At 57.1% G+C, this 12,386-nt stretch carries 12 protein-coding genes; 4 read left to right on the forward strand and 8 right to left on the reverse strand.

Annotated elements, in window-relative coordinates:
- Window positions 1-75: 75 nt before the first annotated feature.
- The 5 genes from Q363_RS20920 to fdhD all read right to left on the reverse strand — a co-directional run bounded on the left by Q363_RS20920 (window position 76) and on the right by fdhD (window position 5,425).
- On the reverse strand, window positions 76-1,290 hold the full coding sequence (locus tag Q363_RS20920) for an L-lactate MFS transporter (RefSeq protein WP_035354404.1): 1,215 nt from the start codon (window positions 1,288-1,290) through the stop codon (window positions 76-78).
- 88 nt (window positions 1,291-1,378) lie between these two features.
- The gene (locus tag Q363_RS20925) at window positions 1,379-2,629 is read right to left on the reverse strand and encodes a cupin domain-containing protein (protein ID WP_035354407.1); all 1,251 of its coding nucleotides are present in this window, start codon (window positions 2,627-2,629) and stop codon (window positions 1,379-1,381) included.
- A gap of 21 nt (window positions 2,630-2,650) precedes the next feature.
- Window positions 2,651-4,066, reverse strand: coding sequence for an alginate export family protein (locus Q363_RS20930; RefSeq protein WP_035354410.1), 1,416 nt, complete (start codon window positions 4,064-4,066; stop codon window positions 2,651-2,653).
- Between the two features lie 21 nt (window positions 4,067-4,087).
- Window positions 4,088-4,471, reverse strand: coding sequence for a DUF7009 family protein (locus Q363_RS20935; protein ID WP_035354413.1), 384 nt, complete (start codon window positions 4,469-4,471; stop codon window positions 4,088-4,090).
- Window positions 4,472-4,486: 15 nt separating this feature from the next.
- Complete coding sequence (fdhD, locus tag Q363_RS20940; RefSeq protein ID WP_245632368.1) at window positions 4,487-5,425, reverse strand: formate dehydrogenase accessory sulfurtransferase FdhD; 939 nt, start codon at window positions 5,423-5,425, stop codon at window positions 4,487-4,489.
- 276 nt (window positions 5,426-5,701) lie between these two features.
- Here fdhD and fdhF point away from each other — a divergent pair, with 276 nt between their 5' ends.
- Window positions 5,702-8,704, forward strand: coding sequence for a formate dehydrogenase subunit alpha (gene fdhF, locus Q363_RS20945; RefSeq protein ID WP_245632369.1), 3,003 nt, complete (start codon window positions 5,702-5,704; stop codon window positions 8,702-8,704).
- A gap of 27 nt (window positions 8,705-8,731) precedes the next feature.
- Window positions 8,732-9,181: a helical membrane plugin domain-containing protein gene (locus tag Q363_RS20950; RefSeq protein ID WP_035354418.1), complete on the forward strand. Its 450-nt coding sequence runs from the start codon at window positions 8,732-8,734 to the stop codon at window positions 9,179-9,181.
- A gap of 6 nt (window positions 9,182-9,187) precedes the next feature.
- Here the strand turns inward: Q363_RS20950 and Q363_RS20955 are convergent, their stop codons facing one another.
- Window positions 9,188-10,090: a helix-turn-helix domain-containing protein gene (locus Q363_RS20955; RefSeq protein ID WP_051979090.1), complete on the reverse strand. Its 903-nt coding sequence runs from the start codon at window positions 10,088-10,090 to the stop codon at window positions 9,188-9,190.
- A 236-nt stretch (window positions 10,091-10,326) separates the two neighbouring features.
- Here Q363_RS20955 and Q363_RS20960 point away from each other — a divergent pair, with 236 nt between their 5' ends.
- Window positions 10,327-10,539, forward strand: a complete 213-nt coding sequence (locus Q363_RS20960) for a hypothetical protein (protein ID WP_035354421.1) — start codon at window positions 10,327-10,329, stop codon at window positions 10,537-10,539.
- Window positions 10,540-10,803: 264 nt separating this feature from the next.
- On the opposite strand, the gene Q363_RS46605 is transcribed toward Q363_RS20960, so the two are convergent.
- Window positions 10,804-11,466, reverse strand: a complete 663-nt coding sequence (locus Q363_RS46605) for an efflux RND transporter permease subunit (protein WP_425387733.1) — start codon at window positions 11,464-11,466, stop codon at window positions 10,804-10,806.
- Window positions 11,363-12,058, reverse strand: coding sequence for a hypothetical protein (locus Q363_RS42985; RefSeq protein ID WP_035354424.1), 696 nt, complete (start codon window positions 12,056-12,058; stop codon window positions 11,363-11,365). The genes Q363_RS46605 and Q363_RS42985 overlap by 104 nt, the downstream gene beginning before the upstream one ends.
- A 62-nt stretch (window positions 12,059-12,120) precedes the next feature.
- Between Q363_RS42985 and Q363_RS38725 the strand changes: the two genes are divergently transcribed.
- On the forward strand, window positions 12,121-12,327 hold the full coding sequence (locus Q363_RS38725; protein ID WP_245632370.1) for an RHS repeat-associated core domain-containing protein: 207 nt from the start codon (window positions 12,121-12,123) through the stop codon (window positions 12,325-12,327).
- Window positions 12,328-12,386 lie beyond the last annotated feature (59 nt).

A 12,386-nucleotide genomic window follows, 5' to 3' on the forward strand; every position in this document is an offset into this window, starting at 1 on the left:
AACCCGGTTTCCCGTTCCACTGCGCCTCAAACCCCGAATTCGACAGTCTGTTCACCTGGAACCAGCCGGTCATCTTCAACTTTCATGCTCACGCCTCGCCGGGGGGCGTATAGCAAAAGGGATGATGGTTGCGACGAGAACGATCAGAGCCAGGGCATGGAAGCCGCCGCTATAGTTACCATTGGTCTGACGCATGTGAGCGACGAGGAGCGGACCAAAGGCGCTGGCTGCTCCCCATGACGTGAGCATTAGTCCGTAGATTGAGCCGACATTAGCTGACCCAAAGTAGTCGGCCGCGAAAGCCGGCATTGTTCCAAAGCCGCCGCCATAGCACATCAGTATGAGGAACGCGACGGGAGTAAGGGTGGCCGCTGAGGTGATCTCGGGCAGGAACCAGAAGAGGGCGACCTGTAGCAGGAAGGTAATGATGAAAGTCATGCGACGGCTGAGGAGATCAGATACCCATGCCCAGAAGACACGACCGACAGCGTTTCCGATACTGACGATGCCGACCATGCCTGCGGCGACGATGACGGTGACCTTCGCAAGCTCCTGAAAGACGGGTGACTCCTGCGAGATGAGCGAGATGCCGGAGCAGGTGTTGAGGAAAAGAATCGTCCAGAGGGCCCACCACTGCCAGGTGCGGAGCGCTTCACCGAGGGTGTGATTGGCCGCGGAACGCTGCGCCGTGAGTGCGGCGGAGGGAACCCAGCCGTCTGGCTTCCAATCTTTTGCAGGATTGCGCATGAAGAGCGAAGCGAGGACGCCAAGAATTGCGTAGGCGATGCCGAGCGCGGCGAAAGTGTGAAGCACTCCGATGCGGGCCATCAGGTGGGTGGCGACGGGAGCAGTGATCAGAGCGCCAGCGCCGAAGCCGCCGACAGCGACGCCGGTAATGAGGCCTCGGCGGTCAGGGAACCACTTGACGAGTACGGCGACAGGGACAATGTAAGCGAAGCCGAGGCCGATGCCCCCGATGACACCGTAGGTGGTGTAGAGCACCCAGAGGCGGTTGCCGGACAAGCTCGCGAGAAAGGTCCCAAGGCCGTAAAGGATTGAGCCGGTAACAGCAACGGTACGGGGGCCTGCCTTGGGGAGCCATAGCCCGCCGAAGAAAGCAGCGAACCCCAGAACGATGATGCTGATGGTGAACGTGAGAGTGACCTGAGAAATGCTCCAGTGAGACTGCCGCGTGAGGGGCGTACGGAAGACGCTCCAGGCATAGACGGAGCCGAGCACGACCTGCAATACGACGCCGGCGAGGGCGATTCCCCAACGATTGGTTTTCACGGCTTGTTGCTCCTTCAAGGCTTGGTGGATGCTGAGTTCGACGGCTGTGGATGTCCCTGGCGGGGATCATCCACAGCACACGATGAAGCTACAGGGGAGTGATGACCATTTCTTTCTTCGGGATCTTGTTGAGGAAATCTTCGCCGGTGCCGATGTGTTGATCGACGAGCCGTGAAGGTGTGTGAGCGAGCCACTCGGCCAGGGAGATGTCCTCGTAGTTGGGCGTGGGGAAGACTTCGAGGAAGACCAGATCGTCATCGCCTGTGTTCTCGATGAAGTGAGGAACGCTACGGTCGATGTAACCGACATCGCCGGCCTGGAAGTCCATGGTGCGGGCGCGGCCGCCGGCGGCGAAGACGGTCATCCGTCCGCTGCCTTTGACGTAGTACTGCCACTCATCCTCGTTGGGGTGCCAGTGCAGTTCGCGGAGACCGCCGGGCTTGAGGGTGACGATGGCGGCGGCGATGTTGGAGGCAGGGAAGTTTTTCGCGTCAACGATCTTGACCTCTCCGCCCTTGGTTACCTTGGTGGGTGCCATCTTGCCGGTGAAGAAGGCAAAGGAGTTGGGGACGCCGCCGGTGATCGCTTCTACCGCGCGTTTTTCTTCGGCGAGCGGACGAGGCAGCGGGCGCTCGAAGATGAAGAGCTCTTTGGGCGGGACGTTGGCGAAGGTGCTGGCGGGGACGTCGAAGTTCTTGGAGAGGACCTCGGGTGCGGTGTGGTGCAGCCAATCGGTGAGCAGGAAGGTTTCGAACTCATTGAAGTTTCCATCGTCGAATACGAGGAGGAACATAGCGCCGTCGGGGCCGAGGCCCTGGATGGAGTGAGGGATGCCGCCGGGGAAGATCCAGAGATCGCCCTCGTTGACGTCTTCGACAAAGCCGCGGCCATGTTGATCGACTGCTGTTATGCGCGCCGTGCCGGAGATCATGAATGCCCACTCGGCGCCGACGTGCCAGTGCAGTTCGCGAACGCCGCCCTTGATGAGGCGCATCTGAACGCCTGCCATCTTTTTGGATATGGGCATGTCGCGGACGGTGACCTGACGGGTCCAACCGCCGCCTTCAATGCGCTTGTGCGAGAAGGAAAAAGGGTATTTGAAAGGGGGCTGTCCACCGGCGTCGGTTTCAGGGGAGAAGTTGGAGGACGGATTCTGGGCGTCGAGCGAGGAGTTCTTGGGTTGAGGCTCTAGTTCGTTGACTAGGGAGTGGTCCTTCGAGTGGATGGGCTTAGCCTCGGCCGCAGCTACCTGCATTCCGGCGATGGCGACGAGAGCGGCGGAAGAGTTGCCAAGAAATTTGCGCCGGCTGAGAGGGTTGTAGTCATTGTTGTCGGCCATGTTTGGTTGTTTGTTCCCTTTCTATTTTTGTATTGTTGAAGTTTCAGCTTGCTTGTCGACGCGGAAGCGATAGGTGAGAGAGAAGTAGCCGATCGTCTCTGCGGCGCCGTGCTTGTTGTCGATGAGTACTTCGCCGGGAAACAGATGGCCCACACCGATGTTCGCCACAATGTGATTGTGGTAAACGTACTTTGCGGAAGCATCAAATTCATGCCCGAGGTTGGTAGTGGTGAAGCCACCGGTGGGCGGTTTGAGGGTGACCGAACCCGACCCGGAGTAGATGGAGTCGTTCTTCTGGGCGAGATTCAGAAAGCCTCCCTGGAACAACATGGTGAAGTTCTTGCGGGGCCGGAGATCGAGGTTGATGCGTTCCTGGCGAATGTTCGCATAACCGAAAAGATCGACGAGGCCGAAGGCGTTGTGGTTGGACGGATAGGACTGATCGTAGGTCGCGATGACGTTGGCGTTGGCATTGTTGTTGCCTGTGGCGTAGTCGAATTCGCCACCGATGCGCGGTGTCCAGGGCACTTTCGCGAGCGTGTAGTAGAGCTTATCGAAGTTCTGCCCTGCATGGATTGAGTTGTTGGAGTAACTGCCGCGTTGCAGCGAGGCGTTGGCTTCGTAGCTGAAGTGGGCAGGCAGTGAGCCTTCAATTTCGGTTCCGAAGGTTGTTTCGATCTCATTGCCCTTGATGCCCTGGTTGCTGGTAACGCCGCGCGCAGTATGTACGAGGACGTAGGGGGAGAGATGCACCTTCGGAATCCATGTGGTGATGGAGCCGTAGGCGCCGTGGAAGTTTAGGCCGGCCCCGTGCTTGTCGAGCGATGTGGAATGCACCGCGACCACGGAGGTGGAGAAGATGTCTATTCGGTTCTTGTCGCCGATACGCGCGTCGAAGCCGTCCCAGGAGCGGCTATTGTTGGTCCAGTCGCTGATACCGATGATGCGCTCGCTGCCGAACTTCAACTCCTGGCGGCCGACGAAGATGTTGACAGGCACGCCGCCTGGACGGCCGTGAAGATCTAGATAGCCCTGGCGGAGGTCGAAGGCGTCACGCATGTTGGAGGCGACGACATGTGTGGGCAGACCGAGCGCGTGGGTGTCAATGAACTGGAGATAGCCGGTAAGAAAGCTGGTCGGCCTGACTTCTACCGCTCCATAGACGCGAGTGAGCTCGTAGATGCGATCGCCGTCCTGGGTGTAGTTGAAGGAGGTTTGGCCCTCCGTGCGGCCGCGAAGCTCCATGCTGAGCGTCAGCCAGGAAGGCAGATCGTTCCATTGAAGAGTTTCAACCTTGCCGCGTTTTTGGGGATAGTCGGAGTAGAGGGTTTCCTGTGCGATGGCGTGGATAGAGGAAAAGGCGACGATTGCGGCGAGGGCGATTAAGGTGATTCGAGTGGCTGAGGGGGGCCGATTGCGAAACGATTTGAATCTCACTACTGGTCTCCGATAGAGCTGCTAACAAACCTTGCCGGCCATAGGATTCGCGAAGGTATCCGTGTTGTCTTCGTCGCTGAGGTCCAGGCAGGCGAAGTCCTTTTCGATGGCGACCTCGAGTACCGTACCTTCCGCTACAGGGACGGATGCGTAAATGCCGACTTGATGTTCGCCGCTCCAACTCGCGAGTTGGTCCTGAGATAAGCTCACGATGATCTGTTGTGAAGCGAACACGACATGCACCGGCTGGTTGTGTGAACCGACTCCGAGAACGTAACCAAAACTTGCTGGAGGATCGGCGGGAAAAAGCACGCTTTCCTGGATGCGTCTGCCGGCCTGCAGGGAGGCGAGTTCCGAGCGAGTGACGCGCAGGCGCAGTGAATTTCCTTTCAGTCTAAGTTTCATGAGTTGGTTTCCGGGTTATGTAGGTGGGTAAATGCGATCGATGCCGTGGTAGACGTTGAATCGTCGGTCGCGCAGAAAGCCGATGAGGGTGATATCGAATTCCTGAGCGACTTTTACGGCCAGGCTGGAGGGCGCGCCGACCGCGGCCACCATAGGGATGCCGGCCATTGCGGATTTCTGCAGCAGTTCGAAGCTGACGCGACCGGAGAGCATCAAGACCTTGTCGTACAAGGGAATGGCGTCAGCAAGAAACTGGTTGCCTAGAAGCTTGTCTACTGCGTTGTGGCGGCCGACGTCTTCGCGCGAGAGTATGAGCTTGCCCTCTGAAGTGAAAAGCGCTGCGCCGTGCAGGCCGCCGGTCGCAGCAAAGACCTGCTGGGAGTTGCGAAGTAGGCCTGGCAAAGCGTAGAGCGTTTCGGCGGAGAGGGAGAGGTCGTTGCGGCGACGGGGTGGACAGACCGAACGGAGAGCCATCAGGGAAGCTTTACCGCAGATACCGCAGCTCGATGTGGTGTAAAAATTGCGCTCCAATGTTGCTGTGCGGAATTCGATGCCGGGCTCGATTTCAACGCGAACGATGTTGCCGGGGATTGTGTGTTGCAGTGCGCTGGAAGTGGAGTTGCTGGATCCAGCGGCCTTGTCAATGTGCAGGATCTGGGTGCTGTCGGCGAGCACGCCTTCGGTAAGGAGAAATCCGGTGGCGAGCTCTTCATCGTGGCCGGGGGTGCGCATGGTGACGGTGATGGATTTCGTGCGCCGGGCATCGGAGGGGCCGAACGTGAGTTGTATTTCAAGCGGCTCTTCCACCGCTAGAAGATCGACGACTGTCTCGGGTGCCGCGCGATCTATGCGAGAAATCTTGGCCGGGGAGGCGGAACCTAGATTGGACTCGGGATAAACGTAGGGTGGCTTTTTGGCATCCATCGAGTTCGTTTCAAAAGCCGTTTGCGCCACGAGACATCCCTTCGAATCCATCTGCAAATCGGAATATTTAGAAAAATCCGATTACGAATTGAAAAACTACACCCTTTATAGGATGAGGCGAAAGGCCTAGGGAGCAGGATTCAACGCGACGGGCAATTTTTGTGGAGGTATTGAAAAAAAAGAGGAGAAATTCAAAAGTCCGCACCAGAGAAACCAGCGCAGACTTATATATGAAACACCGCATCCCGGACTCCGGTGATGCTGATTTAAGAAGTTTGCGGGTTGAGGGTTCGAATGCAAGAGACGATGAGTGAAGTACTTCCGCCGTCGATGAAGGTAGAGTGTGGCGAAACAGTTCATCTGAGGATTGATGGACGAGAGGTAGAAGCCCAACCATCGGATTTGTTACTCGAGGCAGTACTGCGGGAAAAGGATATCCCGCATGTTTGCTATCACTCCGCGCTGATGGGACCGATTCAGACCTGCGATACATGCATAGTAGAGGTGGATGGGAAGCTGGTCCGCTCCTGCGGGATGAAGGTTACACCAGGTATGGATGTGGTAACTGAGTCGAAGCGGGCTGTGGATGCACGCGCCGAGGCCTTCAACGTGATCCTGGGCAACCACATGCTCTACTGCACCGTTTGCGACAACAACAACGAAAACTGCACCGTACACAATACGGCGCTCGCGATGAAGGTGGAGCATCAGGATGAGTTTAAGCCGAAGCCGTATCCGGTGGACATGTCCAACCCGTTCTACCGTTACGATCCGAGTCAATGCATTCTGTGCGGGCGCTGCGTGCAGGCTTGCCAGACCGTGCAGGTAAACGAGACGCTGAGCATCGGATGGGAATTGGAAAGGCCGCGGGTGCTGTGGGACGGCGGGATGCAGATTGGCGGATCGAGCTGTGTCTCCTGCGGACACTGCATTACGGTTTGCCCGTGCAACGCACTGATGGAGAAGTCGATGCTGGGCGAGGCGGGTTATCTGACCTCCACACCGCAAAAGACGCTGGACAAGATGATTGACGTCATCAAGGCCATTGAGCCTGAGATGGGTTATGGCGCCGTGATGCAGGTATCGCAGGTTGAGGCGACGATGCGCGAAGAACGCATCAAGAAGACGAAGACCGTCTGTACATATTGCGGCGTGGGTTGCTCGTACGATGTGTGGACCAAGGACCGCAAGATCCTGAAGATCGAGCCACTGCACGGCGATGCCAATGCGATCTCTACCTGCGTGAAGGGCAAGTTCGGCTGGGACTATGTGAACCACAAGGATCGCCTGCGGAAGCCGCTGATCCGCGAAGGAAGCGGGTTTCGCGAAGCAGAGTGGGAGGAGGCGCTCACACTTGTCGCGCGCCGACTAGGCGAGATCAAGAAGGAGTCCGGCCCCGATTCGATCGGCGTCGTGGTCTCTTCAAAGACCACCAACGAAGAGGGCTACCTGATGCAGAAGCTGGCCCGCGCTGTGATCGGGACCAACAATGTGGACAACTGCTCACGCTACTGCCAGTCGCCAGCCACGGCAGGGTTGTTCAGGACGGTCGGTTATGGCGGTGACTCCGGATCGATTGAAGATATTGCGCAGTCGAAGCTGGTACTGATCGTCGGCAGTAATACGGCGGAGAGCCACCCGGTGCTTGCGACACGGGTGAAGCGGGCGCACAAGCTCTTTGGGCAGCGGCTGATCGTAGCCGACCCGCGCGAACATGAGATGGCGACTCGTGCCGACATCCACTTTCGGCCGAAGCCGGGATCCGATCTGGTCTGGCTCTGCGCGTTCAGCCGCTATATGTTCGATCACGGCTATGCGAAGACGGACTTCATCGCGCAGCACGTCAACAACGTGGAGGAGTATCGCAAGAGCCTGGAGCCGTTCACGATGGAGTTTGCGGCGAAGCAATGTAATGTGCCGATCGAAATTCTGACAGCAGTGGCCGAAGAGATTGCCCACGCGGAGACGATGTGCGTGCTATGGGCCATGGGGATCACTCAGCATGTGATGGGGTCGGACTCTTCGACCGCTATCAGCAATTTGCTGTTGACGACAGGGAACTATATGAGACCCGGTTGCGGCGCTTATCCGCTGCGCGGCCATAACAATGTTCAAGGCGCCAGCGATTCGGGGGCCATGCCGAACAACTTCCCAGGGTATCAATCAGTAACGAACGACGAAGTACGCAACAAGTTCGAGAAGACCTGGAGCGTCACCTTACCCGCGAAGGTCGGCCTGGATAACCACCAGATGGTGGATGGCGTATATGACGGCACGCTGCGGGCGATGTATCTGGCTGGAGAAGACATGATCTCAGCGGACTCGAATGCGAACCATGTCGCGGGGGCTTTTGAGAGGTTGGACTTCTTCGTGGTACAGGACATCTTCTTCACGGAGACGTGCCGCTATGCCGATGTCGTTCTGCCTGGGGCGCCGGCGCTTGAAAAGGATGGGACCTTCACCAGCACCGAGCGAAGGATCCAACGGCTGTATCAGGCGCTGCCGGAGTTGGGGGATGCCCGGGCCGACTGGAAGATTACGCAGGACATCGCCAACCGCATGGGCGTTAATTGGAACTACACTCATCCTTCAGAGATCATGGCCGAGATGGCCTCGCTGACTCCGCTTTATGCGGGTGCCAGCTTCGAACGGCTGGAGAACTACAACACGCTCCAGTGGCCCGTTCATCCAGACGGCGCGGATGAGCCGATTCTCTATCTGAATGGGTTCAACTTTCCGGACAAGAAAGCGCGGTTCTTTCCGCTCCAGTTTCGCGAACCGAGCGATGAGCCCTCGGTTGAGTTCGATCTGTTTCTGAATAACGGGCGGCAGTTGGAGCACTTTCATGAAGGCAATATGACGCACCGCGTTTCCGGGATTCATGAGGAGACCCCGGAGCGGTATGTCGAAGTATCGGAAGAGCTTGCGCAGGAGCGCCAGATTGAGTCGGGCCAGTGGGTAAGGCTGACCAGCCGGTACGGGTCGCTGAGGATCAAGGTATTGGTGACGGCCCGTGTTGTCGGCAAGCAGGTTTATCTTCCGTTGGCTTCGGAAGAGGGTCCGGTCAATGTCCTTACGGGGTCCTATACCGACTCGACTACGGATACTCCTGCGTACAAGGAAACTGCCGTAAAGATGCAGGTGCTTCCAGAGAGGGGAAGCAATCCGCTGAAGCCACTGAACTTCCGCTACTCCGGCAAGCCCACGCCCCAGATGGGCGTGGAGGTGGAGCGCAAGTGGAAGCGAGCGGATTACCGGCTACCTGGCTCTGTCGGACTGGTACAAATACAAGTCCACGCGACGCGCTGAGCAAGAAACAAAGGAAGGGAATTCACGATGGCGGTTGCAGTCGATTTTCGGAGGTTTGAACCTGCGGACTCCCGCGATGATTTGCTGCGGAAAGTGAAAGCGGCGCCCGCGGAACACGCGGAGGCGATCCTGGCAGCCTACGATGTGCTGGAGAAGCTGCACGAGAAAGACGTTCTAAATACGGTCAATGGCCTACTCGGCGCGAAGGATATGGTCGTGGACCGCCTGGCAGATGTAGTGAGTTCTGCGGAAATGGTTAACCTGCTGCGGTTAGCCTTGCTGGCAGGAAATCTGGTGAAGCACATCAACCCAGACGATCTACATGGCGTGCTGGAAGAAGAGGCTGGTAAGCCTCCGAGCTTCTTTCAGATCGTCCGACGAATGACTTCGAAGGATGCGCGACGCGCGCTGGGCGCCTTCGGAACGGTACTAAACATCTTTGGGGCAGCGCTGCGAAGGAAGAACGGTCCAGCTTAGAGCAGCCTAGAGTGAGCGGCGGAAGTGCCCAGGAGTGATGCCGACATAACGGCGAAAGACTGTTGTGAACTGGCTTTGGTCCTGAAAGCCGCAGCGCTGCGCGATCTCCAGGAGAGTGAACTCTTTTTGTTTCAATAACGCAGAGGCGCGCTCGATGCGCATTTGGACCATGTATTTGTGGGGTGTCATGCCCATGGATTGCCGAAAGAGTGCAATCAGGTAGTTAGGGCTGATCTCCGCCACCCGCGCAAGCTCTTCGAGCGTTATGGATTCATCTAGGTGTTGTTCAATGTAAGCCAGAACGCGCCGCTCGCGGCTGGGACCCATACCTCCTCGTATGGACGCAGTGGCGGGAATCCGATTGCTATAAGAACGGACCAGATGGGTCGCCGTCAGAGCGGCCACCGATTGCGTGAACATCGTCGAAAGATGACCGTCCAGGCTTTCGCGATGGAGAGTCTTTGCCAGTTCGACGAGTAAAGGATCACGCACCAACAAGGAAGGGATGAGGCTCACTTGTACTCTGGCAGGAGCTTCTTCCACCATATTTTGGAAAAACACCTCACTGAGGTAAAGATGGATCAAGGTCGCAGGGCGGTTGAAGTGTATGACATGAGGAATGCCTGGAGGAACAATCCAGGCCATATCGCCGTTCATCTCCCGACGTTCGATGTTGCCACGCGCGCCCTGCCATTCACCGCGCACCTGCGCAGGGCTCAGGGCAACCGTGATCTGGGTGCAGTCGTGAATGTGACGCTCCCAAATGGAGCGATGCTGCTCCGCGGTGTAGAGGCTGTAGTCGGCATAGTCCTGCGAGACGTATTCGCGCGGGGGACCCGGTTTCAAACCAACTAAAAACTGCTTGTGCCCGATCGTCTGGGACGGATTTTGTTGGGGTAAGTTTGGCATAGTAACGTACACTCGACCACTAGATAATTTTAGACCATTCCCGATTTATCGAACCGAATCTGATGTTTTAGCGCGGGACCTCGGGCTAACATAACTCCGCAGCCCCAGATCGTTGGATGGCTTCATTTCATGCTTGTACCGGCGAGACGACTTACAGCGCAGAGGTTTCGGGTCTCGTATAAAACTCTGGCGAGAGACCGCAATCGCCGACGCGCCGCTGAAGCTATTCGCGTGCGATGAGCGACACGCGCAAGAACTCGATAACCGCGCTCATTTTCTGGCTGAAAAACTACGGTGGCATGAGCGACAAACTGGCCGTCGATGCTTCCGAGTCGCCCGCCACCGCACAACAAATAGAGGTCGTGCTCGTCCAGAGTCTCGGCGGCAGGCCCGCGTCGAACTGCCCTCCTACGCTGGACGTCCCTTTCCAACGGGATAATGGCGATTGACTATAGGAGGTGAGTGATAGTCGTCACTCAGATTTTCGGTAGCTCCTTGATCTTGCCCCCGCGAAACCTATCCCATAGCTGACAATCAGCGAAGGGGAAAACGATGATGAAGGCGAGTCGGGCGCGTTATACGCTCGAGTTCAAGCAGGAGGCGGTTCGGCTTGTGGCTCGCGCCTACCCGTGTAAGGTATCGCTAGCCGGCCCTCGCCATCGGTATATTGGTTTCCTCTACGCCATTAGCCTACGAACAGACGTACCTTGATTTCAACGTTCGCAAACCATCGGCTCAGAGTGTGCCACTGAACTTTGAGCTCTCCCAGAAAGATTGAGCTTTCGCGTTCGTGCGGCAACGGTACCGCGTGCCCCACAATTTCGGCACCTATGCATTGCACGGTGTTCCCCCGACTCTGTCGCTATCTTGTCAACTTTCACAGGACGCTCTCTCTCGAAGATCCACTCATAGAGAACCGGCAGCAGTAATAGGGTCAGGAGAGTTGAGGAGAAGAGTCCACCTATCACGACGCTTGCAAGGGGTCGCTGGACCTCGGCACCTGTGGAGGTCGAGAGCGCCATAGGGATGAAACCAAAACTCGCAACACAAGCTGTCATCAGCACTGGACGGAGTCTGCGGCGTGCTCCCGCCAGCACAGCATCATAAGTTTTCTGCCCGGACTCCCGGACTTGATTGATCGAGCTGACTAGGACGACTCCGTTCAACATGGCGACTCCAAACAGAGCGATGAAACCAACAGACGCGGAGAGATTCAGGTTCATGCCTCGAAGCCAAAGTGCGGCAATGCCGCCGACAAGAGCGAATGGGCTATTATTGTCCAACCCCCGCGAAAGTAAAATCGGCCATGTTTGTGTTTCGAAACGATCTCCGGGTTGAGTTGCCGCTAGTTTGCGGGGCAATCTCAGACGCGACAAACGGCAGCGGGTGCTCGTCCCAACGCCAGAAGCGTGTCTCGTCGATCTCCTCGGCAACGTTGCAGTGGCCAAGCTTCGCTTCGGCAAAGATCCCGCGTGTCGGTAGAGAAATCAGACGCTCGATTGTGGGGACCTCCGGAGTTAGAGGTTCCTCTGCTGGCTGATCGAGCAGCGGAAACGCGATCTGGCTGCCAATCACTTCCAGAGGTACGGGTGCAACCTTCTCTATGACGCGCGTCGACGTGGGCGCTGCACCCCAAGTCTCGCCCTCGAACCGGCGGGCCCAGAGGTTATGGTTGCGCGCGAGGTCAAGGATGCGATAGTAGTGCTCGGCTTCCTCCGAAAGATGGTCCTTTAGGCGTTCGGCTAGTGCGTGGTCGTCGAGCGGCAGGGATTGCTCGAAGCTAACGGCCGGCTGCGGCGGGGGCGGCAGAATGCATGAATTACACAGTTTCGACCCACAGCAAAACGCGACTGACTCCCGTCGCCACCTATTGATAGCAGGGGCGATGTTTGCGTCATTGTGTATCTGGTTCCTGTCTTTAATATTTGTGAGCCGACGTCGTTTGAAACCCTTTCCACGAACCGACATCGCACCGAATCATCAGCCACCGCTATGATGCAGGCCTTCATCTACGACTGCCCTTCACGTTTGTGCATTCGTGTGGTTTAAGGTCATCACGGTTCACCGGCAAAGAAAGGGATACCGAATCAGGACTCGACTACTTCGGCGCCAGGTACTTTGCCAGCACGTCCGGTAGGTTCATGTCCCCTGACTGGTGTCGTTTTTCCTTTACTAGTAGAAAAGCGCCCTTTTGCCGACGATTATTACCCTTAACTCGTAGAAATCCTGATCCGTAACTAGTAGAAAAAGGGCTCAAACTAGTAGAACCCACGCGTCGATCAGGTCGGCTCTCTAG

The sequence above is a fragment of the Edaphobacter aggregans DSM 19364 genome, from assembly GCF_000745965.1.
In the GTDB taxonomy this organism is placed as follows: domain Bacteria; phylum Acidobacteriota; class Terriglobia; order Terriglobales; family Acidobacteriaceae; genus Edaphobacter; species Edaphobacter aggregans.

Excerpts from the sequence above, each read along its gene's own strand:
- Q363_RS20925 (WP_035354407.1), bottom strand. The coding sequence starts at position 2,629 with ATGGCCGACAACAATGACTACAACCCTCTCAGCCGGCGCAAATTTCTT.
- Q363_RS20935 (WP_035354413.1), bottom strand. The coding sequence starts at position 4,471 with ATGAAACTTAGACTGAAAGGAAATTCACTGCGCCTGCGCGTCACTCGC.
- Q363_RS20960 (WP_035354421.1), top strand. The coding sequence starts at position 10,327 with ATGAGCGACACGCGCAAGAACTCGATAACCGCGCTCATTTTCTGGCTG.
- Q363_RS20950 (WP_035354418.1), top strand. The coding sequence starts at position 8,732 with ATGGCGGTTGCAGTCGATTTTCGGAGGTTTGAACCTGCGGACTCCCGC.
- fdhF (WP_245632369.1), top strand. The coding sequence starts at position 5,702 with ATGAGTGAAGTACTTCCGCCGTCGATGAAGGTAGAGTGTGGCGAAACA.
- Q363_RS20955 (WP_051979090.1), bottom strand. The coding sequence starts at position 10,090 with ATGCCAAACTTACCCCAACAAAATCCGTCCCAGACGATCGGGCACAAG.
- Q363_RS42985 (WP_035354424.1), bottom strand. The coding sequence starts at position 12,058 with ATGTCGGTTCGTGGAAAGGGTTTCAAACGACGTCGGCTCACAAATATT.